The organism is Bacteroides faecium (assembly GCF_012113595.1).
GTDB lineage: Bacteria > Bacteroidota > Bacteroidia > Bacteroidales > Bacteroidaceae > Bacteroides > Bacteroides faecium.
Window position 1 is genome coordinate 4,204,456 of sequence record NZ_CP050831.1, and the last position, 26,013, is coordinate 4,230,468.

Sequence of the window (26,013 nt, forward strand, 5' to 3'; positions counted from 1 at the left end):
TCTTTTAATGTGTTCTTATTCTTTCTTCATAAATAACATAGTAACCAAATCGTCGGCATCCAGTTCCCCTTCAATATAAATAAGAGTGGCAGAACCTTTCTTCCCCGTTTTAAAGAGAATGAAGCGGTTAACATCTTCCTTGAGTTGCGGCAGTTGGTAATAGCCTGACTGGATTTGTCCGCCGGAAACAACTTCTTTTACCTTCTTAGCTTTCTTTTTATCAGCTTCCAGGCAGCGGAGAATGGTAGGGAGTGCGTCTCCTGCATCCTTGAAGACAAGGCTCTTATAGAGATTCATTTGATAGGCGTCCAACACTTCTTTGGACAATTCTACCATAGTCACTCCTTTTTGCTTCCCGTATTTCTGAAAGACGGTGGCAATTTGCAGTCCTTGCTGGGCTGCCGCATGAGTGGCAAAAGCAAGCAACAGGATGAGCAGGGCGGTACGAATGAATTTATTCATCATATTCTTATGCTGTTTTTATATTATTCCTCAAATAAGGTGACGAACACTTCCTCTTCACTGAAACTGACGTCACGGAAAGCGGCTTTCGCCTGTTCACGGATTAAGGCGGCATCTGTATATTGCTTGCCGTCGATGATGACATAACTGGACGATGCGGGGGACAAGTGGCGATAAACACCCGATACGCCTAATACTAATAATAAGGTGGCCGCCACAGTGCCCAAGCTGTAAGTCAGATAATACCTGAACGTCTTATTCTTTTTCTCAGACCGGGCGGTTGCGGATGCCTGTACATATTGGGTATGTTCCGCTTCAAAGAAGGCAAACATCGGACGATACATCTGAAGATGTTCCGGCACGAGCCCTTCGGTAAAGAAACGGCGCAATTCGCGTTCTTCTTCACAGGTGGTTTCGCCTTCAAAATATTTATTCAATAATTCTTCTATATCTTTCATGCTTCGTTCCTCTTTTTTCGTTCTTGTATGGTGAGCAAATAGATTTCTCTCACTTTCTTGCGGGCTCTCGATAGATTGCTTCGGATTGCTTCGGCATTGCATCCGGTAATCTCTGCAATCTCTTCCGTTTCATATTCCTCTATATCCTTCATGCGAATAATTGTTCGCTGCAATGTGGGTAAAGAGTCGATTATTTCCTGCATTAACTTGAATTCGTCCCTTTCTTCCAATAACCGTTCCGGAGTACCCGCGGATGCCGCTGCCTGTACCTGCTCGATCGGTACTGTGTCCGGACGCCTGGCCCGCCACATATCCATGCAAAGATGATGCGTCATCGTCATGGCTACGGCTTCGATACTCCGGTATTCATCGAGCTTTTGGCGCAGGTTCCATAACTTCAGCATGACCTCTTGCACGGCATCTTCGGCATCCGAAGAATCCTCAGTCAATCTTCGGGCATAATTCAACAGTTTGTCGCGAAGAGGTAGAACGGTTATTTTAAATTGCTTGAGTTCCATTTACACAGATAAGACGGTAGGGAAAGCAAAACGTGACATCAAAAAGAATTTTTTTTGTAGTTGTGTAAAAAAAGTGCCGGCTAGTTGCTGTATCATGCAAAATGGCCGGCACTTTCTGTATGCTAAATAAAGATTTGCAGGGCGTTCTTTTAGAGTTTACCAAGAATCTTATCCATTACCCAATTGGTCAACGTGGCGCTTTCACCGTCGCAGGAGCAAACGGACTTACCTAATAGGTGGTCTACTACCGCCTGGATAAGCGGCTGTTGCACATGTTCAGGGTTGCCGATGCAGATTTCTTCGCGTCCCTTTTCGGTATGCAGTCCGATAGGCTCGTAAGTAAAGACAGAGAAACAAATCATTCCCTTGTCACCGATAATCTCTATACGGTCTTCGCGGGCGGAATCATGGGCGACGAAACACCATGAACCGCTACCCACCAATCCGTTGTCGAACTGGAAGCAGGCGCTCAATGTATCTTCGGCAGGATAGAGTCCGCCCCGATTGCTCTTGTATCCACTAGCTTCGAGGATACAACCGAACATATCCTGCAATAAATCAATCTGATGCGGGGCTAGGTCATAAAAGTAACCACCACCGGCAATATCCGCTTGTACGCGCCAGGGAAGATTTTCGCGATTATAATCCAAATCGCGCGGCGGTTGGGCAAAACGAATCTGTACATTGATAACATTACCGATAGTCCCGTTCTCTACCAGTTCCTTTACTTTCTGAAAATAAGGAAGATAACGACGGTAATATGCGACGAAACAGGGGACACCCGTTTCTTTGGATATGCGGTTGATGCGGGTACATTCTTCATAAGTGACGGCCATCGGCTTCTCAATATAGGCCGGCTTACCTGCTTTCATGGACATGATTGCATAAGTGGCATGTGAAGAAGGGGGAGTAGCGATATAAATAGCATTTACTTCCGGATCGTCTATCAACTCTTGTGCGTCATCATACCATTTCTTAATACCTCTCTCTTTGGCATAAGCCTTCGCTTTCGCACCGTCACGGCTCATTACTGCCACGACTTCCGAATGGTCTACTTTTTGGAAAGCAGGGCCACTTTTTGTTTTCGTAACTTCTCCGCAACCGATGAAGCCCCATTTAATAATCTTTTCACTCATAATGTTATTACCTATTGTGCCTGTTTTAAACAAACCCCAAAGATAAAGCTATTTTTTGTCAAGAGCAACTTTATTGATTATTAACTTAGAAGAGAAGTTTGGGAAATGAACGTTGCATTTCACTGAAACAGATGTTCTGTTTTAGTAGAATAGACACTCCGTTTCGGGTGAACAGAGCCTCTGTTTGAGGGGAATACACACTCTATTGGTGATAAGAAGGAAGGTGAGTAGAGGTAAACCCAGGGGTGAGAAGCGGTAAGTCCGGGGGAAAGCAAGGCAGAAAGCCGGGGTGAGGGGAGATTTATTCCTTTTGGGAAAAAAGAAAGGCGGGAATGGCAATTCCCGCCTTTACGTGTAGTTTAATTGAAACTACTTTATCATTAACTCTGTAAAGATACGACATTCGGAAGCGAAAGTCAAGTCTTCGGGAGTTTATTTTTCGTAATATACATTCATGGAGATAGTATTAAGCTCCTTCTTTTCGCCAAGAGTAACACTCTTTATCCATATAATTCCCATTTTATTTTTGCTCGTATTTTTGAAGACAAGAACATTATTTTCGGCTACGGTAGGAGTGTTTGTTGTGGGATTTATGCTGCCAATATCTTCTTTTATATCTGTGATTTCTCCATTCAATACTTTCTGAATCAAGGCGTTTTCTGTTGTGTTGCCCGAACTTAATAACTTGAATTGAGTTTTTAGCGAAGTACGTACAGTTGAATAATCTTTGCCATCACTGAAAAGGGTTGATTCACCACATATTTGTGCCTTCATGAAATTATCATTGATGTTGGCCGGGTTAAGCAGACGTGCTGCTGCGGTAGTAGTGGCATCCATGGCAAAGTCTACATTTGCTTGATTATCAAACAAATCACAAGGGGTAATTGTATGGCCTGCAGAAGCATCGAAAAGAGCACATTCAGTTGCCGGAGCTCCTAATGTTACATTTTCCCAATGATAATAAGATAGTACTACCGTGGCTTTCTTCACCTTCACCGTACCGATAGAAGCACTTTCTTTATCACTCTTTCCATAAATCAGCGTCACAGTAAATTCTGTATCCTCTTCCACTTCCGGAGCTTTAAAAGTAAATCCGGTTGCTTCAGGATTCGTAATAGTAATGTCAGATGATGCGCCACCCGCTTTTGTCAGGCGGACTGCTTTCACAACATTCAGATTTGTTCCTTCAATCGTGATGTCTTTTCCGGTTTCTACTTCCTGTGTTTCGCTGGTTACGCTGCCGCCGGGAACAACCTCTTTGACCGTAAACTTACCCGGTACAACCAACTTCTGGTCGTTACCCAATGAATTATCATAAACAAGAATGATTGTAAATTCGGTATCCGTATCTACTTCCGGGGCTTTGAAAGTTATTTCCGTTGCTTTCTTATTATCAATCGTAATCGACTCTCCGTTAGCTTGCAGAGCTTTGATGATACCTAAGTCTGTTCCAGTAATAGTGATAATATCGCCCGGTTTCACTTCACCCGATAGGGTAGTGGAAGTTGTAGGAATAACAGGTGCGATATAAACAGTCAGTTCCTCGCATACGACAAGACGATGCACGGAATTGTACAATACAGCGAGAGGAACGACTTTTGTCTCTTCGAACACTTCGGTAGGTACATAAACCGTGAGTGATTGATGGTCACGCTCTGCTTGCGGTGTCTTGATGTCAATCGTAGTGGCGTCACCGAAATACACTTTAGAGATAAGATGCATATTCGCACCTGTCAGAGTGATTGTCTCTCCCGGTTGCACGGTGGTTGCTCCTATCGTGTTGATAGAGGTCTGCGGAATGTCAATGTCATTATCGCGGGTACATCCGTTCAGCAGGCATATCAGGCAGCACAGGGCTGCCGTCAATGCGGTGGTTAATGTATAATTTCTTTTTTTCATGTTCTTTCTTTTTTAGCGTTGATAGTAAAGGTCGAATGTGATGTAAGCAATACCCTGATTATTCTTATCGCCATTATTGATGTTGTTGGCCTGACCATAATCTACGTGTACTTCCAGAATGTCGAGAATACCGTATTTATCCTTGTGGTTATTGTAGAATACAACTACACTGCCGGCATCAAATATCTGTTCGCTCACTGTACCCGCCGCTTCTGATGATTTACGTGTACGGGCAGAACTCTTGGTTATATTCAGACTGGTAAAGAGCGATGGAGTAATTTCCAACTGGTCTCTTCCTGCCCTGATTTGTTCGATAAGCGCTGCATGAGTTGTTGCGTTCAATACAAAGAACCTCGTTTGTACTGCCGTGAAAGGTGCGAATATCGTGAAGTTCTCCGCATTAGGTACAGCAGCCGTTCCACACCAGTAATTCTTCAGATTATTCTTCGTATTTGCCGGGTCGGGATTAAGAATGGCATCCGGTGAGTTGAATGCAAAGTCCAGTCCGCTGTTCACATAACCCGCAAAGTCTATCTTGTCAAAATTCTCTTCATCTTTCAGAACGCAAGGAGTACAGATAGGATTGCCGTCGGCAGAATTACCATTCAGCATACTGCCATAACCATACTTACTGTTACGTGTCCCTATCGCCTGATTGGCACTGAACAAGTTCTTCATGCGAATCACCTGGCAAGCATCGGACAGAGTAATTTCCTTCGTCTCCTTATAATACGTCACTTTGATTTTCACTGTGCTTGTCTCCGCCAAAGTCGGCACTCTGAACACAATTACATTCTCTTCCCGGCTGACCGGCGCACACTTTTCTTCTCCGAAATAAATATACTCAATCAGGTTGAGATATTTACCGCTCAATGTGAGCAGGCTTCTTTCCATCAGGCTTGCCTGGTCTATCTTCTCTATTTCCGGTTCATCTTTTTCTACGGCGAAGTCGTCGGATTCCCCTTTAACTTCAGATTCACCACCTGTCTGATTCGTATATTTCAAAGCAACGGTTGCATTATCATCAATGATAAAAGGCACTTTTACAGCAATCTCTTTTTCACTCTGATAGATAATTTCTCCCTCTTCTCCGCCCATAAGGACTTTGGAGATAATATCAAGATTGCTGCCTAGAATTTCAACATTGTTGCCCACTCTTCCGCTTTTCGGGAAACTCGTCACACTTGGAGTCGGATAAATCACTGTGAACGATTGTGTGCTCTCCGCACGTGCGCCTTGGCTGGAGTCGTCTTTACGCGAAGTAGAAAGAACAATCTTTCCGCTCTTTGTGCCTTCACGTGGCACTACGATAACAATTTCCTGCTGTGACAGCTTATAAAGTATCTGTGCTTCCACACCACCGACGGTGGCGGACACTATATCGCGCAAGTTACTACCTTTGACAGTCACCTCCGTACCGGCTTTCCCGCTTGCGGGAGCAAACTCGCTGATTTCCGGTGCGCCCTGTGTCTCAGTCTCAATATTTAACTTTTCGTTGCAACTCGTCAGCATGACAAGTACAAAGAGAACCAATAGATTATATAGTTTATTTTTCATACTATTTTCGTTTGATGGATTAGTAATTCGGATTCTGGGTAACAATGCTCGGATTATTATCTATCACACTTTGTGGGATAGGAAGCAACAATTGCCAGTTATCAATCTTATTAACCGTGAAGGCATACTTGTCATAGAAGCCTTCTGTTTCCGTGATTTGTTTATTGATTGTTTCCACCGCTTTTCCCCAACGCACGAGGTCGAACCACCGCTGATTTTCGAAAGCCAGTTCCAGACGGCGTTCTTTTTCGAGTCTCTCGCGGAAAGCGGAGCGGACAGGTACTTCGGAAGCATCAATAGCATCCAATCCGGCACGTCGGCGCACTTCGTTGAGATATGGCAGTCCGGTGGCAGGGCCATCCGTTTCGTTCAGTACTTCGGCATACATCAACAGTACGTCTGCATGACGAATAACAGGCCAGTCGTTTTCAGCATCATAGCGTACGCTGACAGGAGAAACAAACTTCTTGATATACGCTGACTGGTCTGAAATGACCACCGGGTCTTTCTTGCCCGGGTCAATATAATGGTCGCTTACACTGGCATCTTTACGTAAATCTCCTTCCGGATAAATACCCAACACCTCGGTAGTCGGATAGTTACGTCCGTCACCATCACCCGTCACTACATTCGCGCCACTTTTGGTCGGAGCGAAAGTATTGGCGAAAGGAGAGCCAATACCTAGACTACCCGATTTGTAACGGACAGCGAAGATAATCTCATCATTCATTTCCTTGGATATGTCGAATACGTCGGAATAACTGATGGTTAACCGGTCACCTTTTACGTCTACTACTGATTTGAGCAATCCTTTGGCTTCCGTATATTTCCCGATAGTCAGATAGACTTTGGCTAATAGGGATTGAGCTGCTACCTGAGTGACACGTCCTAAATCGGCAACGTCATACGTTACGCCTTCCAGGTCGTCAACGGCTGTCTGAAGGTCGTCGATAATCTGCTTGTAAGTAGCTTCCACACTGCTACGGTCTTTCTTCATGGCTTCTGCCACGCTCAACTCTTCCGTCACGATGAAAGTAGGGCCGAAAAGACGCACCAGGTTGAAGTAATGATAGGCACGGATGAAACGTACTTCTCCCTCAAATTGTGCCCGTTTCTTCTCATTGGCTACAACAGCCAGGTTTTCAGGGGCGAGTACATTGTTGCAACTGTTGATATTGCTGTAAGTTGCTTCCCAATAAGTACGTATGTTCGCGTTGCTGGCATCCATTGTACCAAGGTCAAGCGCCTGCTGTTGCAGGAACGCATCGTTGGTGGAACTGTTGCTGTTCATGCGGGTATTGTCCGCACGCAGTTCGGTAAGCGTCCATTCGATGTTCAACGGAGCCTGCATTCCACCGTAGCAGCCGATAACGGCAGTATTCATTTCAGCTTCATTCTTGTAGAACGAACCGTCGGGGATATAGGAGTCCGGCGTAATGTTGAGGTCACAGGAAGAGAGCCCCAGCAAGCAAGCGGACAGACTAGCGATAAATGTATGTTTTAGTTTCATTTCTGTACGTTTTAAGATGATTAGAAATTAAGTTCGAATCCGAAGTTGACGGTAGACTGAATCGGGAATCCGCCGCGTTGGTATCCGTTCACCAGTGGTGAAGCGTACGAACCGCTTGTCACACGGGCTTCAGGATTGATACCCCGGTAGTCTTTTCCCCAGAAATAGAGCAAGTTCTGACCGGAAGCATACAGGCGAAGCGAGTTGAGTCCTGCCTTTTTCAGTTTCTTCTTATCAAATGTATAACCTAAAACCACGTCGCGCAGTGCAACGAATGAACCATTTTCAATCATATAGTCGGTGAATTCCCAGGAGATTCCGGCGGAACCTACTGTCGGAGTGCGTCCGTCGCCCGGATATTCGGCACTAATCCAACGGTCTTTCACGTAGTTGCGATTGAACTTCTTGGACTCGGTGTAGTATCCGTCACCGTTGAATACATCCAGTCCGCTGACACCCTGAATCAGGAAATAAAGGTCGAATCCTTTCCATCTGAAGGTGTTGGAGATACCCCAGGTTGCTTTCGGGAACGGGTTGCCGATGACGGTACGGTCTTTGTCATTGATGACACCGTCGTCGTTGATGTCTACAATTTTAAGACTGCCCGGAGTGGCGCTTGCCAGGTGCGGTGAAGCATCCAGGTCGGCCTGACTGAGGTAAACGCCGTCCGTCTTGTATCCGAAGAATGAGATAGCGCGATGACCGACTTGTGCCAAATATGTTTCGTTACGCTCTCCGGTAGAAATCAGCCTTTCTTCGCCGGAGAGTTCGAGCAGCTTGTTGAAGTTGGACGAAATGTTGAACGAAGTAGTCCATTCGAAGTTCTTGGTGCGAATGTTGTGCGTGTTCAATTCGATTTCGATACCGCTGTTGCGGATACGTCCGATGTTGTTCCAGTAATCGCGGTAACCCATGAAGGAAACGACCGGTTGCTTGAACAGAAGTTGCTTGGTGATAGAGTAGTAACCTTCCAGGGTCAGGCTGATACGGTTGTCCAGTGCGCTGAAGTCGATACCGGCATTGTATTCGTAGGTCTGTTCCCAGGTGATGTCGTAGTTACCTTTCGTAGAGGTCGTCTTGCCCAATCCGGGGACGAGAGCGCCCGTTCCGCTACCCAGTGCGTAGTTGCTGGCGTATAGCAGGTTGTAGTAAGAGTTGGCGGGGATATTATTGTTACCCGTCACACCGAAGCTGGCACGCAGTTTCAGCATATTCAGCCAACTGATACCTTTCAGGAAGGATTCTTCCGAAGCACGCCATCCGAGAGATACGGAAGGGAACCAACCCCATTGCTTACCGTCGGCAAAGAGAGAACTACCGTCTGTACGGATACTGGCGGAGAGCAGGTACTTGTCTGCATAGCTGTAATTGACACGTGCAAGGGCGGACATCATGGCGGTACGGAATTTTACCGTATTCGTCTGGCTGACATCAAAAGAAGTAGCCGCATTGAGTGTGTGGACATAATCGGTCGGGAAGCCCAAACCTACGATACTCGCAGTGGTTTCCGATGTAGTTTGTGCGGTGTAACCCAGTAAGGCGGCATAGTCATGCTTGCCTTTCTTGCCGATATAGTTCAGTGTATTTTCACTTAACAGGTCGACGTAGAGACGGTTTTTGTAAGTACCCATAGCCGATTCCTCGTCTTTGCGGGATTCGTAGTTGCGGTACTCGTTGTTCTGACGGTATTTGATGTAGAAACCGTTGGAAGTAGTAAAGGTAAGACCTTTCATTATTTGCACATTGATAGAGGAATTGGCTTGCAGGTTATAGTCTTCTTTGAAGCGCTCTTCGGTATCCATCAATGATTTGGGATTGTTGTTACTGGTGTTGAAAGGACTGGCTTTCACTTGTGTGCCGTCTTCGCGTGTGTACATGATATTGCTGAAGTCGCTGCCGCGTGCCCATGAACCGATGGCTTTGCCGGTGAGGGCGGCCGTTTCCGCCGTATGGCGTACCGGCATGAATGACGGCGTACGGTAGAAGTCGATAAAGTTGGTCGACGGAGTTTCTGTCTTGGTGTAAGACGGGGCGATATTCAGGCTGAGGTCTACACGTTTGGATAACTTCGCGTTGATACGTGAACGGAGATTCAGACGCTTGTAGTTACTGTTAATCATGATACCGTCTTCCTGTGCGTAGTTACCGGAAACATAGTAAGTAATATCTTTCTTACCACCCGATACGGAGAGTTGTACCTGGTGAATCTGTGGAGTATCCTGCAAACCTTCGCGTTGCCAGTCGGTGTAATTATTGATAAGTCCGAAGGCTTCGTCATTGGCGGCTATGGTTTTGTTTTGCAAGGCAGCTTCGTAGCCCATCATGTTATAATAGTCTTTGGAACTCATGATAGGGTGCAGTTTGTACGCCCACTTCAATCCGGTAGAGGCTTTCACGCTGTATTTGGCTTTACTGGCATTTCCTTCTTTGGTAGTTACGAGGATAACGCCGTTGGCTGCACGCGAACCGTAGATAGCGGCGGAAGCGGCATCTTTCAGTACTTCGATAGAAGCGATATCCGCCATGTCGAGTGTGGAAAGTCCTTCGGGAACGGGATAACCGTCGATAACAATTAGCGGAGAACTGTCGGCACTGATAGAACCCATACCACGAACACGGATTTGCGGAGCGGCTCCGGCTTCGGAAGTGGAGTTCTGGATATTAACGCCGGCAATCTTTCCTTGCAGCAGTTGGTCTACCTGTGTCACGGGAATATCCGTCAGGCTGTTGACATCCATCTTGGATACCGAACCGGTCAGGTGGGATTTCTTCTGCACACCGTAACCTACCACTACTACTTCGTCCAACACTTTCGTGTCTTCCTTTAAATTGATATTCAGTGTTTTCTGATTATTGACGGGCACTTCCTGTGTCACGTATCCGATGTATGAAATGACGAGGACCGACTTGGAAGAGGGGATGCTCAACGTAAATTTACCGTCCATATCGGTGATAGTACCGGTGGTACTTCCTTTCACCTTCACATTTACTCCGGGAACACCGCCCTGACTGTCGGCTACTGTACCGGTGACAGTAAATGATTGTGCGTAGACAACCGTTACGAACGGGGTACATAACAATAGCAGTATAGCTATCATTAAAGGATAATAAAACGATTTATTCCTCATAATATTAGGATTTAAAAAAGGGTTATTCTAAACTATACATTAAATTCAGACGGTTGGATGCGGAAGTCGTGCGGTGCTTGGCACCGATAGCTTCGTATCCGGCTTTCGGGTCGAAGAAAGAGGCTTTGCGAAGTACCCAGCAGGCTTCGTCCTGTTTTTTGTCCCATTCCTTGATTTGTTGGTAAGGCCATTCGCTCTGAGGCTTGCCGATGTAAGGAATGACAAACTTCAATGCGGCGGTGATGGAACGTCCGTCTCCACTGGCGGCGTTATAAATATCCATTCCTTCCGTAGAAGCGATGAAAGACATATCCAGCATATGGGTCAGATTAAAGAGAGTATAACCGAAAGCAGTGGTGCGTTCCAGTTCCAACGGTTGTTTGCCGTCCGGTTCAATCTGAGAGAACAGGCGCTTTTCCGGGAATGATTTCAATACCTGTGCTGCCAGTTCCTTTTTGCCGATATAGAGTGCATAAGCAGTCAACTGTACATCATATGCCAGGCCATGATTGTTCTTCGCTGCGTTTTCCTCGGCAGCCACCGGACTGGTCTGTATCCATTCAACGAACTGTGTGAACCATTCTTTCATACCTTTCTTGATGGCGGGTGTCATCGCTTTTGAGTTATCAAGCAAAGCAAGCGCGTCTAGCATTTCTACAAAGCAGTATGTATCAATCATACCTGTTCCGCGTCCCAGACCCTCTCTGCGGCCGGGGATAGTCTGACCGTAATTTAAGTTCGGATTCATCTTTGTCTTGGCGTCCAGGAACCATACTTTCAGGAAGTCGGCGGCTTTCTTTGCATATTGCTCGTTGCCTGAGAAATAGTAGGCGATTCCCAAAGTAGTGACAGCCTTTGCCATATCTCCCAACCGGTTACGGTCTAGCTTGGACAGTTCGGGATTGCGTTGCCCGTCTTTGCGAATGTAAGGCAATCCGTCCGGTTTGGAAGGGTCGGGCCACCAGTAAGGGCCCATGCTCATGTAGTCATGTTTGTCGCCGCTAGATGCTACCATGCTCTTGTCCATTACGGAAGGTGGAGTCAGGTTCATTGCCTTGTCAGCGTCTTTCATTAAAGTTTTGATAGCCGGGGCATATGTAGGGGTATCGGCTTTAGCCTTCACTTTAGCCAGCTTTTCTGCCGGGTAGATGCGGGTGTTGACGGTCTGTGCGTTCATCGGAAGCAGGCAAACCAGTGCGAAAGCACTCAATAGTAAGTTTCTCATAATGATTCTATTTTAAGCGAATTAGTTTAACCATAATAAAGGGTGACGGATAGGAAGATTGCGTATCACTTCCTCGTTGGTGGGGAAATGTTCCAGCTTCTTCCATGTCCGGAAATAATCTTTCCGGTAGTGGTGCATACTGCCGAATAACAGGAACGGGTGTGCCACAGGCCATTTTTCCCAAAACATGATATCCGGTTGGTGTTTCCACGAACCTTTGTCTTTCACAAAGGGGAACAGCCAGGCAATTCCTTTTTCGATATTCCGTCCGTCTGCTGTTGTGTAGTCCCACAGGTTTTCTTCGGGAGTTGTCAGTAGATGGCAGAGAGTGCTCATGGCATCGAGGTTGAAGAGAGAATAGCCGTAAGGCTTGGTGCGTTCCAGTTCCAGGGGGAAACTGCCATCAGTGGCCATCTGATTGGGTAACAATACCGTCCGGTAACGTTCACGGCAGAAACGAATCATTTCTTCATTCTGTGTGAACAAGGCGAAAGCGGCGGCTTGCATAGCCCAACAGGTACCATGATTATTCTTGGCTTCCATCTCGTTGATTCCGTAACGGTGGGTAGACATCCAGGTCAGATAGTCGGAGAACCATAAGCGGATGGTTTTCAGTTCCTTTTCTTCGATAATCCCCCGGGCTTCCATCAGCCGGAGTGACTGCACGACTTCAATCAGATGAATCGTGTCGATGATTCCGATTCCGCGTCCGGTAGCTATTCCTTTGATGGCTTGTGCATACAGCAGGTTCGGATTCATCATCGTTTTCTGGTTGATGAACCAAGCGCGGATATGGCGCATGGCGGCATCAGTATATTTCTTGTCGCCTGTCAGTATCCAGGCGGAAGTCAGGTCGCCGACCAACTGGCTGAATCGTATCATGGCGTGACGGTGAGCGGTAAAATTGTCCGGGTTCGTTTCTCCGTCGCGGCGGATGAACGGGCCGTTCGGGTCTTGCGGGTTCGCCCACCAGTAGTCACCTTCGGAGTAAAAGTCGTGTATACCCCCTGCGCTTCTTTCGGCACGGGTAGCGGTGACGGTCACAGGCACGGACTCCAGTCCAGCATCCGCCCGTTGCAGGGTTTCCGCTTGCAGGAGTTGACGTATCTGGTCGGTCACGTCTTCCTTAGCCGTCACCGTAGTGAGACTAAAGAGTACTATTAATAATCCTAAATAATTATTCATAATTAGTTTTATAAATGGGAATTTTTAGGCACGGATAACACGGATTACGCTGTTGCTTTATGTTATCATATTTCTAAAACCGTGTAATCCGCGTAATCCGTGCCTAAATTATAATTATCATTTGATTGAGTATAAAACGGTCTTTATTCCGTCCGATTGAACGGAAACGTAGCAAGCGTCGGTTACTTGGGCGCGTATCATTGCTTTTCCGTTGTAGGTTTGTACCTTGCGCGAGCCGGTCGAAGTTCCCAGGTTTTGGAGAAGCTTTCCGTCTCCGGCAATTTCAAATGAAATGAGGTTGGCTGCATCCAGGCAAGGAATGCCTTTTTCATCTGTCAACTGTGCTTCCACACGAATGATATTGTTTCCTTCGGGGTAACTCGCTATTTTCAACTGTTTCGGTTCTCCCCATTGTGCGGTTTGATAAGCAACGGTGATTTCATCGGAAACGGCTTCCTTGCTTTTTACGGCTACTGCTTTCAAGTGATTCTCTCCTTCGCGCAATACGCTTTTCCAATGAAGTCCGGCTGCCGGGAAATCCTGGCTGTTCCGTTGCTTGACGCCCTGGCTCACACCGTTGACAAACAGTTCTACTGCCGGGCAGTTGGAGTAAACCAGTATTTCTTTGGGTTCGTTCTCCGTTCCCCAGCGTGTCGGCCATGTGTGACCGTAGATGTGTATCATCGGTTTCTCTGTCCAATAAGACTGGAAGACATAGAATACTTCCTTCCTGGTGAAGTCCCGTTCGATGACTCCCTTTTGGTTTACATAAGGAACCGGGTTCTCCGGGCGCAGGGGAGTGGAGAAGTCTTTGAAAGGCCAGTATGCCGTGCCTGTCAGCCAGGACATGGTTTCTTGCTCTTTCAGGTGCCAGTCTACCAGTTTCACGATGTAGGATTCCGACCAGTCTCCGTCTCTTGATGCACGGGCATCACCACCGACGAGAGAAAAATCGCCCGCCCGTTCATCGGCACCGGCTCCGACAGGAATACCACCCAGGGATTTGAACGGGTCTTCAGCATGGCGTCTTGCGTGGGAGTCGCCGCCCCATTCTACGTGCAGGAAGTGTTTCACACGCTTCATCTCCTTTTCAGAGGTGGATTTATAGTCGGTGAATTGACCGCGATACCAGCCCGCCCAAATGGAAGGGGAATATACATCGACAATATCTTTGCAGAAGTCGCACCGGCGGATGGAAGTAACGCGTGACGGGTCGAGGCGGTGTGCCAGGTCGTTCAGTTCTTTCATAAAGGCGCGTATCTGTGATTGCTCGAAAGTCGGGAAGTCATTCGGCCAGTCATTCTCATTACCCAGTCCCCAAAGAATCACGGAAGGATGGTTGTGGTGCTGGTTAATCATGTTGGTAAGCATCCGGCGGGCTTGTGCTTTGTAGGTTTCGCCACCCAGTCCACCGCGGCACCAGGGGATTTCTTCCCAAACGAGAATACCCAGTTCGTCACACAAACGGAGAATGATATCCGATTGTTGGTAATGCCCCAGGCGGATGAAGTTGATGCCCATTTCTTTCATCATCTTTATTTCTGTCACCATCTGTTCTTCGGTCATGGCAGCGGCTACGCCGGCATGGTCTTCGTGGCGGTGAGTGCCTTTCAGTAACAGGCGTTTGCCGTTCAGCTTGAAAGGTCCGTAGTCTACAAACTCAAAATGACGGAAGCCGATTTGTTCTGTTACGGTCTGTTCGCCTTCAGTAGTTTTGAGGGTGAACTCGCAGGTATAAAGCTGAGGCTGTTCAGGACTCCAAAGCATCGGATTCTTGATGGCGATGTCGAATAGTTGCACTTCTCCCAGGGGAAGAATATCCGTGGCTGTCTGTTCGGTTACTTTCTTACCGTTCGGGTCTTTCAGTGTGAAGTGCACTGTGGCCTGGCGGGTGTCGTTCGGGTTGTAGAAGTTGGCCTGCACTTTCAGGGCTGCGTTCTTCAGGTCTTTCTGTACCGGAGTCTCCAGTTTGAAGCTGCTGAAAGAAAGGGCAGGCTGATAAATCAGGTTGACGTATCGGTAGAGTCCGCCGTAAACGTTGAAGTCCGATAAGTCCGAGGGAATCATCTCCGTATCTCTCGAATTGTCGCAACGGATGGACAAAGGAACTTTGCCGTTGAAACGTTTCCGGCAGTCGGGGTTGGATAATGCTTGTTGGACGGCATCTGTAATGTCAACGCTCCATTCGTCGTAACCACCTGTGTGGCTGCCGACTTTCTGTGTATAGATATATACTTCCGTTTTCTGTCCGGCTCCTTCAAATTCGAGAATTGTGCGGCCGTTGGCTGCCGGATTCTGAATATCGAGCAAGGTACGATACCATCCGGGCCCCTGGTAATAGTTGACATCCGGGTCTACGGCATCTTCCGCATTGAAGCAGTGGGGAAGGGTGACCGGCTGCCAGATGGGGACGGCTTCCGAAGAGCCGGGGGCTGCTGCGCGTACAGCTTCCCATATGCTTCCGAGGTCACCTTTGAGGTATTCCCATTGGTTGGTCAGGCGGATTCTTTGGCTGGCCGGAATCCTGGCACTTGCCGGAAGGGCGAGTGTTATAAGGGCTGTCAGTATATAGATAATGGGTCTTTTCATGGTCTGTATGAGTTGTGATGATTAAAGTTTTTCTCCTTTTTCCAGTTTGTTTTTACGAAGCAGGGCTTCGAGGAAGTAATAGTCGGCGTAGACGATAGGGACGTCTATTTCGCTGTCGTGAGGTTTGGAACCGGTGCTATGGAGAAGCAGGAATCCGTTGTCGCCGTTCTGTTGCGTGCGGTAGTTGGCGGTGAGATTCTCCAAAATCCGGTCGGCTTCCTGCTTGTAGAGGTCTTTCTGTTCCGGCACGTAAGTGCTTAGTTCATAGAGTGCGGAAGCGATGCAGGTGGCGGCGGATGCGTCCCGTGGCTCGTTGGGTATTTCGGGAGCATTGAAATCCCAGTAGGGAATCAGGTCTTCCGGCAGGTTGGGGTGGGTGAAGATATATCTTTCGATATGCTTCGCTTGTTCAAGGAATTCAGGGAGTCCGGTTTCACGGTAACATAGGGTATAGCCGTAGAGCGCCCATGCTTGTCCGCGTGCCCATGCGGAATCATCGGAATATCCCTGGTGGGTGACTTTGCAAATCGGGCTACCGGTGATGGTGTCGTAGTTAACGACGTGATACGTGCTGAAGTCGTCACGGAAATGATTCTTCATGGTCGTACGTGCGTGGCTGACAGCTATATTATAAAAGGTGGAATCGTTCGTTTCGCGTGAAGCCCAAAACAATAATTCCAGGTTCAGCATATTGTCGATGATAACGGGACATTCCCATTGGTCGGCGTGGTGGTCCCATGAACGGATGCAGCCGACGTTCGGTTTGAAACGGGTAATCAGCGTGCGTGCGGATTCGATAAGTATATCTTTATAGGTAGGGTTTCCGGTCAGACGGTAACCGTTGCCATAGCTGCAATACATCTTGAATCCCATGTCGTGTGTAGTGCCGTTCTTCTTTTCACGTTCCAGCATTTCGGTGTGCTTCTCGGCTTTCTCTTTCCAAAAAGAGTCGTGCGTGTATTCATATACATACCAAAGTTCTCCGGGGAAGAATCCACTCGTCCAGTCTTTGGAAGGTACAAGGCGTAAAGAACCGTCCGGTTCGGTGTTGCGTGGGTTGGTGAGTTCTCCCCACTGCCTGGCGATTCTTTTGTCTCTGCTTTCTTGTGCTTCGTTCGCGCGTGCTTCATCTATTTTAGGGAACGCGTACTTGAGCTGTTGTTCAGCAAAAGTGAAATTAGAAGCAACCAGGTTTGGCTCTTTGGGAGATTGGCAACCGGCTAAAGTTGCTGCTCCGATACTAAGGGCTAAAAGATAATGTTTCATATTTGTTTCCATATTATTATTTCTAAGCGTGATGTTGCAAATGTATGGAAACTGAATGAAATTGGTTTGTCTGGTAGTGCCGTAAGTTTGCAAAATCATCCCAATTTGATTGGGATAATCGTTGCTGTATCGTTTCTGAAACGATATTTATAACTTGGGATGATTTTGCAAACTCAATAATTAAATGATAATTTAGGGGCGTAGCGCCCCGGCAAGGTTTCCTTGCGGGATGTTGTCATTTTAGGCACGGATTACACGGATTACGCTGTTGCTTTATGCAATCATATTTCTAAAAACCGTGAAATCCGTGTAATCCGTGCCTAAAAAAATCCCATTTATAGAACCAATTTAGAGCTACTCTTCCAGCTGCCCTTTGATGTATTCGGTGGGCGAAACTCCATAGGCTGACTTGAAGCATTTGGTGAAATAGGCAAGGGTACTGAACCCCGTGGCGATTGAAACTTCCGTCACGTTCATGTCCGCTTCTTTCAGTAACTGCACGGCTACTTCAAGACGTTTGTGACGAATGAGGTCGTTCAGGGATAAGTCTGTCACTGCCTTGAGTTTGCGATAGAAGTTACTCCGGCTGAATCCCATCTCATCGCATATCATGTCGACTTTCAAATCCGGATTGGCAAGATGGTTCTGTATAATCTCGAATAGCTTCTGCATGAATTTATCATCGGCAGAACTGGCTTCAATGCCCATCGACTGAAGCGAGAAGTTTTTTCCGTACATGGATTTCAGTTTCTCCCGTTGAACCAGCAGATTGTAGATTCGTACTAGCAGCACATCTACATTGAATGGTTTCACTACATAATCATCAGCGCCCGAAAGGAAACCTTCTTTGACGTGCATCACCATCGTGCGGGCTGTGAGCAGAATCACCGGAATATGTCCCGTCTGCAAATCATTCTTTATCATGGAGCAGAGTTCCAGCCCGTCTACTCCCGGCATCATAATATCCGTCACGACTAAATCGGGAAATTCTTTCAGAACAATATTGAAGGCTTCGGCACCATTGTCTGCCTCGAGTACCCGGTAATGGCGTTCAAGGTGTTCTTTCACATAACTGCGTATGTCCTCGTTATCTTCCACCAGCAGAATGGTTTTGCCTTCCAGGAAAGGAAGTTCTTCTTTGGATTCAAGAACCTGTCCGACAACTGCCTGTTCTTCCCGTTCGTCCTCGGATAGATTGTTCTTCACACTTTCTTCCACCGGTTGCGAATGTTCGTTGTCCGGCAGCACAATGGTGAAGATACTTCCTTTCGGTCGGTTGGAATCTACACAGATAGCCCCATGGTGTAAGTGCACGACGGATTGTGTCAGGCTCAACCCGATACCGGTTCCGTTCACGTTGTCATTGGCTGCCTGCGGAGTGCTGACTTGATAGAACGGGTCGAAAATATGCGCGCGGGCAGCTTCGGGGATTCCTTTTCCGGTGTCTGCCACCTGGATGATGAAATGTTTATCCGAATCCGCGGGAATGGTGAAAGCCGGGTCGCCCGATATTGCTGTGCTGAACTCCTGTTGGAGTACTTCTTTATTGGGAACAGCCGTCAGCCTTAAAGAAATCGTTTCTCCCGGAGAAGTGAACTTGAAAGCATTTGAGAGCAGATTGAATACGGCCTTTTCCAACAGGCTTTGGTCGAAATAAGCAGAGATTTCCCCTTCGGGAGCTTCGTATTGGAAAGTAATCTGTTTGCTTTCCGCTATCTGCTTGAAGGTATAATAGATTTCAAGAAGGAAGGCATTCAAATCCGAATGGGTTAATCGCAACGTGAGACTGCCGCTTTGGTTCTTTTGCAAATCCATTAATTGATTGACGATTAACAGCAGACGGCGGGCATTCTTCAAAACTAAGTCTAGTTTAGTTTTGATAAAAAGGGGAACTTCTGCCTGACGCACCAGTTCGTCAATAGGACTGATAATAAGAGTCAATGGCGTGCGCAGTTCATGCGAGAAGTTGGTGAAAAGCCGGATTTTGGTTTGATGAAATTCTTCCATCCGTTGCTTTTCCATCTGTCGCATCCGCAGGTTCAGTTCCAACTTGTGTTTGCTGTACATATAATATCCGATGGTGTAGGTGATTCCTATAAACAACAATGCATAAATAATATACGCCCAAGTTGTTTTCCACCAGGGAGAAAGGATAACTATTTCCAATGTTTTCCCTTGGGAGTTCCATACGCCGTCATTGTTGGAAGCAATCACGTGGAATGTATATTTGCCGGGGGCAATATTGGTGTAGAAAGCTTCTTTACGGGTTCCTACATAGTTCCAGTCTTCATCATGACCGAGTAATTTATAAGCATACTGGTTCTGTTCGTGCAGAATATAGTTCAGGGCGCAGTATGCAATAGAGAAATTATTCTGATTGTAGGCGAGGGTAACTGTTGTCGCATCGTCGGGATTGGCTTCCAGCAAGCGGCTCTTGTCGCCCGGTTGTATCACTTTGTTGTTGACCGTCAACTGGGTAAGTACTACCGGCGGCATCATATTGTTCTTTATCAATGAGCGGGGAGTGAAGGACAGAAATCCGTTGCTGCCGCTGAAATAGACTTCCCCATTAGGCAGGCAGATACCGCCCTGTGGTGTGAACTCCAGTGTTTCGAGTCCGGCGAAACAGTCGTAGGCATATACCTGTCCCGTTTTGGTATTTATTTCGGCAATGCCGTTATCTATACTGGCCCATATATTCTGATTATATTCCACCAGGGTATATACTTCTTCATTGGTTAGTCCTTCTTCCGTACCGATATGGCGGACGATTCCTTTCCCTTCCTGATACTGATAAATCCCTGCACCAAAAGTGCTTACCCATATCTCACCGTTCTTTTTTCTCAGAATACTGGTGATGTAATTGTTTTCCAGTTTACGGGACGGATCTTTCTCTTCTGTTGAATACTGTATCAGTGTTCTTTTTTCTACATCATATTCGTAAAGTCCGAATGAGCGTGTCCCAATCAGATATACATTCTCGCGAAGCGGCAGAAATGCCCGGATGCTGGAAAAGCTGATTTCTTCTTCTTTTTCTCCAACAGGGAACTTGCGGGTTACTTTCTTATCTTTGGTGATTTTAACGAGTCCCTGGCGGGAAGTAGTCCCTAACCAAATATCTCCTTTGGCATCGCGATAAATTGTATAAATACCTAAGTTCTTCTCATTGAACTGGTGGATAAGCGAAAAGCGTTTCGTAGGAATGTGGAAACAATACAGTCCACCGTTATTCGTGCCACACCAAATGTTTTCTCCTTCCATCATCAGGGATTTGATAATGTTCTTGTTGTGCATCCCGACAGGACGTTCTTCCAACAAATAATTGGCGTATTCTTTGGTGACCGGATTGAATTGCAGTAACCCGCCGCCTTCTGTCGCTATCCAAAGGGAGTTTGCGCTATATACCATCGGGCCGAAAATGTTGTATAGCTTTTGTTCGCTATTTCCTAAAGGATGATAGAATACAAAACGGTTATTGAGCGGATTGTAATAATTGACTCCGCCGGAATAGGTTCCTACCCATAATGTCCCGGCACGGTCTACACACAGGCTGCGGACTGAGAAATGGCTTAGGTTATTGCGGTTTGCCTCGAACGTATTGTATTTGGTGATGGCGTCATCCTTCAGGTCGAGTACACTCAAACCGTCGAATGTTCCGATAATCAGTCGTTGGCTTTGTTCCTGGATACAACGGATATAATTATCGGTCAGTCCGCTGTTGTGTTCCAGGAAGGTGGAGATTGTCTGTTGGTTCGGGTTCCACTTATTCAGCCCTTTCATATCCGTACCTATCCATATCTGATGATGTGAATCTTCAAAAATACAACTGATGGCATTATCGGAAAGGGAAGGGGTACTCTCTTTATTCAGCTTTTGCAGGATATTCAGGTTCTTGTCACATATCAGCAGACCTTTATTATGTGTGCCTATGTAGAGCCGTTCCTCTTTGTCCATATATAAAGAGGTAATTGGTTCCCGCTCCAATTGTCCGTCAAAGGTTATCAGTTTGAATGTATTGCTGTCCGGCATCCAGCGGCAGAGTCCCAGGCGGGTTCCTATCCATAGTTCCCCCGATTTGTTCAGGCAGAGTGAAAGTATGCTATTGCTGGGAAGTGACGGATAGTCCGCTATCTGATAGTTGGTGATAAGGTTTGTCTTTTGATTCAGATAATTCAGTCCGTTGTTGGTACCAATCCAAAGACCGCCATGAATATCGTCCGGCAGTAATTTGGTGATGTGATTGTCCGTTAGGGAATTGGCGTCCTGGTTACTGTGTTTATAGACGGTAAAAGTGGCTCCGTCATATTTATTCAGTCCGTTGCGGGTGGCAAACCATATATATCCTTTGGCATCCTGGCAGATGTCAAGTACCGATAACTGGGATAATCCGTTATTCAGATTAATTGTTGAAAAGTTGAATGCCCGGTTTTCTTCCGCGTATGAATGGGAGTTACCAAAAGACAATAGAGAGATGAAGATAAATAGGTAAAAAGTATATTGTTGTTTTCTTTTGGTAAATAGGGTGATAAGGTTATTTTTTATCATAGTATTTCTTGTAAATCTTTTGATATTCCTCTTCCTTTTGGAATGCATCCAGCCATGTATTCAAACTATCGAGTAAGGCGGGTGATTGTTTGCTGACTGCCCATGAGTAGAACTGCGTAAAGCTGATTGCCGTATTAATATCAATTTGCGGCAAAGAATCTGCAACCGCTTGTGCGATGCTTTCGTCACAAACGGCGTAGTCGATGTCTCCATGAGCTACCATCGAAATCAATTGCTCGGGACCGTATTTCTCTATCTCCTTAATATAGATAGTGTCTCCGATTTCATTTCCCAGGTTTTGGATGCGCAGAATGGAAGGAGAGCCTTTCACTACATGAAGGGTTTGTTGCGCTAAGTCCAACTGGCTATGAATATAAAGTGAATCGTCTTCTCCGTTTTCTTTCCGCTGTACCAACACTTGCTTGTTGAGTACGATGGGAGAGGTGAGGAGCAGGGAATCTTTTAGTGCGCTGGTGGCTAATATACCGAAAGCGATAACATCGAAACGTCCTTCCGCCAACCCTTTCAACCGTTCTTCAAAACTCATGAGAGGTGTTATCTCGGCTTTCAGTCCTTTGTCGCGGGCAAATGCTTCTATCAGTTCATAATGGAAACCGGAAACGGTGTCACCATCTACATAGAAACTGATGGAGTTGTATTCGGTTGCTACACGCAATATCCCTTCTTTGGCAATGGCGGCGTAGTCACGCGGGTGTCCCGACGGCTTTTCCTGTTTACTACCGCATTGGCGGGCAGAAAAGAGGATGGCCAGTACAATAACGACAGGTACTAAATATCTGAACAGTCTCAATTTGGGGCGTGTCTCCATAAGCCATAAAGGTTTTGTTAATCATAGAAATTCCACGAAAGACCGAATTTCAGTACACGCGGGTTGATAGGGTAGTGGGGAGACAGGAAGTAATTCGGTCTGCTCATACCCTGGTTCACGTGGTACATCATCACATAGAAACGTGTACGCTTTAAATGCAGGTTCGCGTAAACATTCACAATCGGATAACCGCCAATCTCTACCTGGTCGTTTGCCGGTTGCAGGTGGAAGTTCTGAATGGCAGGCATATACGCAGGGGCATTATATTTGGTGAAGTATCGTACATCGGCACCCAACTGCACGCTAAGTACTTTCTTCGCCAGTTTGAATTGCATGTAGAAGTTGTGATACAGTGAGAGGTCGGGCAAGGGAAGCACCGTCTGGTCACTGGACTTCTGCCAGGTTACTTCATTGTCCAGATGGAATATTCCGAGCTTGAAGTCTTGGCTGAGGCTTGCCGATAATACTTGCAGGCTTCCGCTTTTCTGTTCGGGCGTTGCCTGTTGGTTGAAGTAAGTATAGTTCTTGATGTTTTCAACTCCTGCTTTCAGCCGTGTTCTCCAACGGGCAATGCTCAGTTCCCCTTCGATGCGGGTACGGAATTCTTTATCCATGTCATTGTCCCACAAGAAATGTTTGGAATGATAATGACGCATATAGAAAGGGGCAAGTTTATTGCTGACTTCACCACGGGCTATGAGACTTACCGTATCTTTCCACAAAGGGAAGTTAAGGTCAATATCCCCTTTCACGTTGAACTGCCCGATGGCTTTTCCTGCCAGCCCCACTTCACCGATAGCATGATAATGAAGCACATTTCCTTCGCGTTTGGAAAGTTCACCGCCCACAAATATTTCGTTCTCATTATATTTATCGGGAGACGGGCTGCCATTCATATTCATCAGTGTGTACTTGCTGATTTTATAGGAAGCAAATGCGGTCAGACCGGCTTTGGCATATTTGTTGAATCCTTCGAGCAAAGCGATACCGACGGTATTCTTGATTCCTACATAGGTGGTACTGTCGTGGGCAATCGGATTGTCGGGGTCAAGATAAGTATTCTGATAATAGTTTTTCTCCCGCATATCGTCATTAGAGTTGAAGGTATGCCGTGCACGCTCTACTTGAATCGTGTGTATGAAGCTGGTGACCGGTATGAATTCCTGTTTAGCAGGAGTGGTGTCATTTTCAGCCTGTACAATATCACGTTTGAATCCCAAATTGTAGCGTTGGGTCAGGAATACATAAAAATCGTGATTACGATTGGTTGTTGCGTTTAGTTTGGTCGGGATATTGGTTGATTCATATTCCCTTTGCCCTTCCGCCATTTCTTCGGGAGCTGTGATATATCTGTCATCAGTAATACCGCCGTTTTCGTTTGTCTTCAGGTAGTTGTTGCTGTATATGGCTTGCATCTGATATTTATCACCAATGTAACTACCAAAAAAGGCAGCATTGAAGTATGCCGTATTCTGATTATTGTAATATCCCCGTCCGTACAGGTAGTCTATATTAAAACCGAAAGCCAGTTTTTTGTTGACATTGACAGAGAAGTATGATTTGAAACGTTCTTCACCGTTCACCTTATTACCCGCTTTGTGATAGGTCAGATTAGTGAAAGGTACATTACTGTTTGTAAAGTTGAATTCCGTTGGACGGATAAAGAAACTGGAGAAAGGCTCCATGAAAATGGTCGGTTCTGGGTCGCGGCGGTCAAAGAAGATACGGGACATACGGGGAGAACCCATATTGCCCAAATAATTATAATGTCCGGTCAGCCCGTCTGTAAGGTTCGTGTTTTGAAAGTGATGGTAGGCTGTATCCGCCGGAATGATAGTCCGGTCACCCAATTGATTTTTGATACGCCACATATATAATGTAGGCGGAAGTCCCTGTACTTCAACGTTTGCACTATCCAGTTTGTCCGGAATCATAGCAGGGTCTACCTGATTACCATATTGGTCGTATCCGTTTTCGTCCACTCTTTGTCGACCATTATCGAACTGCGCATGGACAGTTGTCAAACCTATAACGGAAAGCAGTATATATAATAGTAAGATTCGTCTCATAATTGGGGACAAAGATACTTACTTTAATTGAGAATTGAGAATTGAGAATTGAAAAATATGTTGCATCCTTTACTTACCGAGCAATTATTTCTTAATTCTCAATTCTCAATTTTTAATTTATCAAACCTCACGGATTAACTCCATACCTTTCTTGATAGCTTCCTCATTCATAGGAATCAAGTGGTGGTGGCGTTCCGGCAGGGTTTTCTTCAGTCCTTTGATTACATTTTCCAGCGTGACAATCGGGCGGAGCTTCAATAAACCGCCGAGTACAATCATGTTGAATGCCTTGGCATTGTTCATCTCATTGGCTGCGTCCATCGCGTCGATACGATATACTTTGATGTCCTTGCGGGTAGGCGGGTTAATGATACCGTAACCGTCGTAAATAAGGATACCGCCGGGCTTCACCTTGCTTTCAAACTTTTCGAGTGAAGGCTGGTTCAGAATGATGGCAGTGTCATATTTGCTCAAGATGGGTGAAGAAACCTTGTCATCGCTTACAATTACTGTAACGTTGGCTGTTCCACCGCGTTGTTCAGGACCGTATGCCGGCATCCAGCTCACTTCCTTGCCTTCCATCAGACCGGAATAAGCCAGAATCTTACCCATAGACAATACGCCTTGTCCACCGAAGCCTGCTATAATTATTTCTTCTTTCATTGTTCTGTTGACTTTTAGCGTTATTCTTTATCTTTTAAATCACCCAGCGGATAGAACGGGAACATATGTTCTTCCATCCATTTGTTCGATTTTTCAGGAGTCATCTTCCAACCTGAACTACAAGTTGAAACGATTTCTACCAAATTGGAACCTTTACCGCTCATGGAATTCTCGAAAGCCTTGCGGATTGCTTTCTTTGCCTTACGGATAGCCGGTACGGATTGTACGGACTGGCGGGTCACGTAAGCGGTTCCTTCCAGTTGGGCGGCGATTTCGGTAATCTTTAAAGGATAACCGTGAAGTTCGACATCACGTCCGTAAGGGCAAGTCGAACTTTTCATACCTACTAGCGTAGTCGGCGCCATCTGACCACCGGTCATGCCGTAGATAGCATTGTTGATAAAGATAATCGTGATATTCTCGCCGCGGTTCAATGCGTGGATTGTTTCGGCTGTACCGATACAAGCCAAGTCACCATCGCCCTGATAAGTGAAAACGAGACGGTCCGGCCACAGGCGTTTCACGGCAGTTGCCACAGCAGGAGCACGTCCGTGCGCTGCTTCCTGCCAGTCAATATCCAGATAGTTGTAAGCGAAAACTGCGCATCCTACCGGAGAGATTCCCACCGTTTTATCTTCCATACCCATTTCCTCTATCACTTCGGCAATGAGCTTGTGCGCCACACCATGACTGCAACCCGGACAGTAGTGCATGGCATTATCGTTCATCAGAGTCGGTTTCTTATAAACCAGATTCTCGGGTTTGATTATTTCTTCTTTAGTCATAACTTCTTCTCCTTATCTGTTGGTGAACCGTATAAAAAACTCCATCAGCTTGACAAAGATTGCCGCGCCGCATACGTAGATAAACATTTTAAAATCTTCCTTTCCTACGACGAAGTAAGTGATAATGGCAGCAAGTGCCAGTATCATAAAGAGAATGTTCAGTACGTTTCTTATTTTATCGGGATTCAT

General features: G+C 46.3%; 18 protein-coding genes. All 18 read right to left on the bottom strand.

From position 1 onward, the window contains the following. Nucleotides 1-15: 15 nt before the first annotated feature. Nucleotides 16-462 carry a DUF6108 family protein gene (locus BacF7301_RS15290; protein WP_167967216.1) on the bottom strand — a complete coding sequence of 149 codons (447 nt, stop codon included), beginning with the start codon at nt 460-462 and terminating at the stop codon, nt 16-18. 23 nt (nt 463-485) lie between these two features. Beyond that, the gene (locus BacF7301_RS15295; RefSeq protein WP_167964099.1) at nt 486-920 is read right to left on the bottom strand and encodes a PG0215 family putative anti-sigma factor; all 435 of its coding nucleotides are present in this window, start codon (nt 918-920) and stop codon (nt 486-488) included. Then, nucleotides 917-1,438 (bottom strand): GFO_1088 family ECF-type sigma factor, encoded by a 522-nt coding sequence (locus BacF7301_RS15300; protein ID WP_167964101.1) that lies wholly within the window; start codon nt 1,436-1,438, stop codon nt 917-919. The genes BacF7301_RS15295 and BacF7301_RS15300 overlap by 4 nt, the downstream gene beginning before the upstream one ends. Before the next feature lie 149 nt (nt 1,439-1,587). After that, on the bottom strand, nt 1,588-2,574 hold the full coding sequence (locus BacF7301_RS15305; RefSeq protein WP_167964103.1) for a Gfo/Idh/MocA family protein: 987 nt from the start codon (nt 2,572-2,574) through the stop codon (nt 1,588-1,590). A gap of 432 nt (nt 2,575-3,006) precedes the next feature. Continuing rightward, entirely contained in the window at nt 3,007-4,473 is a 1,467-nt protein-coding gene (locus BacF7301_RS15310; protein ID WP_167964105.1) for a hypothetical protein, read from the bottom strand. 12 nt (nt 4,474-4,485) lie between these two features. Then, entirely contained in the window at nt 4,486-6,030 is a 1,545-nt protein-coding gene (locus BacF7301_RS15315; protein ID WP_167964107.1) for an IPT/TIG domain-containing protein, read from the bottom strand. A 19-nt stretch (nt 6,031-6,049) separates the two neighbouring features. Further along, nucleotides 6,050-7,540 carry a RagB/SusD family nutrient uptake outer membrane protein gene (locus BacF7301_RS15320; RefSeq protein WP_167964109.1) on the bottom strand — a complete coding sequence of 497 codons (1,491 nt, stop codon included), beginning with the start codon at nt 7,538-7,540 and terminating at the stop codon, nt 6,050-6,052. A 20-nt stretch (nt 7,541-7,560) separates the two neighbouring features. Further along, complete coding sequence (locus BacF7301_RS15325; protein WP_167964111.1) at nt 7,561-10,668, bottom strand: SusC/RagA family TonB-linked outer membrane protein; 3,108 nt, start codon at nt 10,666-10,668, stop codon at nt 7,561-7,563. Nucleotides 10,669-10,690: 22 nt separating this feature from the next. After that, nucleotides 10,691-11,893, bottom strand: a complete 1,203-nt coding sequence (locus BacF7301_RS15330; RefSeq protein ID WP_167964113.1) for an alginate lyase family protein — start codon at nt 11,891-11,893, stop codon at nt 10,691-10,693. Nucleotides 11,894-11,914: 21 nt separating this feature from the next. After that, nucleotides 11,915-13,078, bottom strand: coding sequence for an alginate lyase family protein (locus BacF7301_RS15335; RefSeq protein ID WP_167964115.1), 1,164 nt, complete (start codon nt 13,076-13,078; stop codon nt 11,915-11,917). A 117-nt stretch (nt 13,079-13,195) separates the two neighbouring features. Beyond that, a complete protein-coding gene (locus BacF7301_RS15340; protein WP_167964117.1) occupies nt 13,196-15,667 on the bottom strand; it encodes a glycoside hydrolase family 2 protein in 2,472 nt (823 codons plus the stop codon). A 21-nt stretch (nt 15,668-15,688) separates the two neighbouring features. Further along, complete coding sequence (locus BacF7301_RS15345) at nt 15,689-16,945, bottom strand: glycoside hydrolase family 88 protein (RefSeq protein WP_167964119.1); 1,257 nt, start codon at nt 16,943-16,945, stop codon at nt 15,689-15,691. Between the two features lie 342 nt (nt 16,946-17,287). Further along, the gene (locus tag BacF7301_RS15350; protein WP_167964121.1) at nt 17,288-21,478 is read right to left on the bottom strand and encodes a hybrid sensor histidine kinase/response regulator transcription factor; all 4,191 of its coding nucleotides are present in this window, start codon (nt 21,476-21,478) and stop codon (nt 17,288-17,290) included. After that, on the bottom strand, nt 21,465-22,307 hold the full coding sequence (locus tag BacF7301_RS15355) for a transporter substrate-binding domain-containing protein (RefSeq protein WP_167964123.1): 843 nt from the start codon (nt 22,305-22,307) through the stop codon (nt 21,465-21,467). Before BacF7301_RS15355 ends, BacF7301_RS15350 begins: the two co-directional genes overlap by 14 nt. A 17-nt stretch (nt 22,308-22,324) precedes the next feature. After that, entirely contained in the window at nt 22,325-24,376 is a 2,052-nt protein-coding gene (locus tag BacF7301_RS15360) for a putative porin (RefSeq protein ID WP_167964125.1), read from the bottom strand. Between the two features lie 120 nt (nt 24,377-24,496). After that, nucleotides 24,497-25,039 (bottom strand): 2-oxoacid:ferredoxin oxidoreductase subunit gamma family protein, encoded by a 543-nt coding sequence (locus tag BacF7301_RS15365; protein WP_167964127.1) that lies wholly within the window; start codon nt 25,037-25,039, stop codon nt 24,497-24,499. A 20-nt stretch (nt 25,040-25,059) separates the two neighbouring features. Continuing rightward, a complete protein-coding gene (locus tag BacF7301_RS15370; protein ID WP_167964129.1) occupies nt 25,060-25,824 on the bottom strand; it encodes a thiamine pyrophosphate-dependent enzyme in 765 nt (254 codons plus the stop codon). A gap of 12 nt (nt 25,825-25,836) precedes the next feature. Continuing rightward, nucleotides 25,837-26,013: a hypothetical protein gene (locus tag BacF7301_RS15375; RefSeq protein ID WP_005677853.1), complete on the bottom strand. Its 177-nt coding sequence runs from the start codon at nt 26,011-26,013 to the stop codon at nt 25,837-25,839.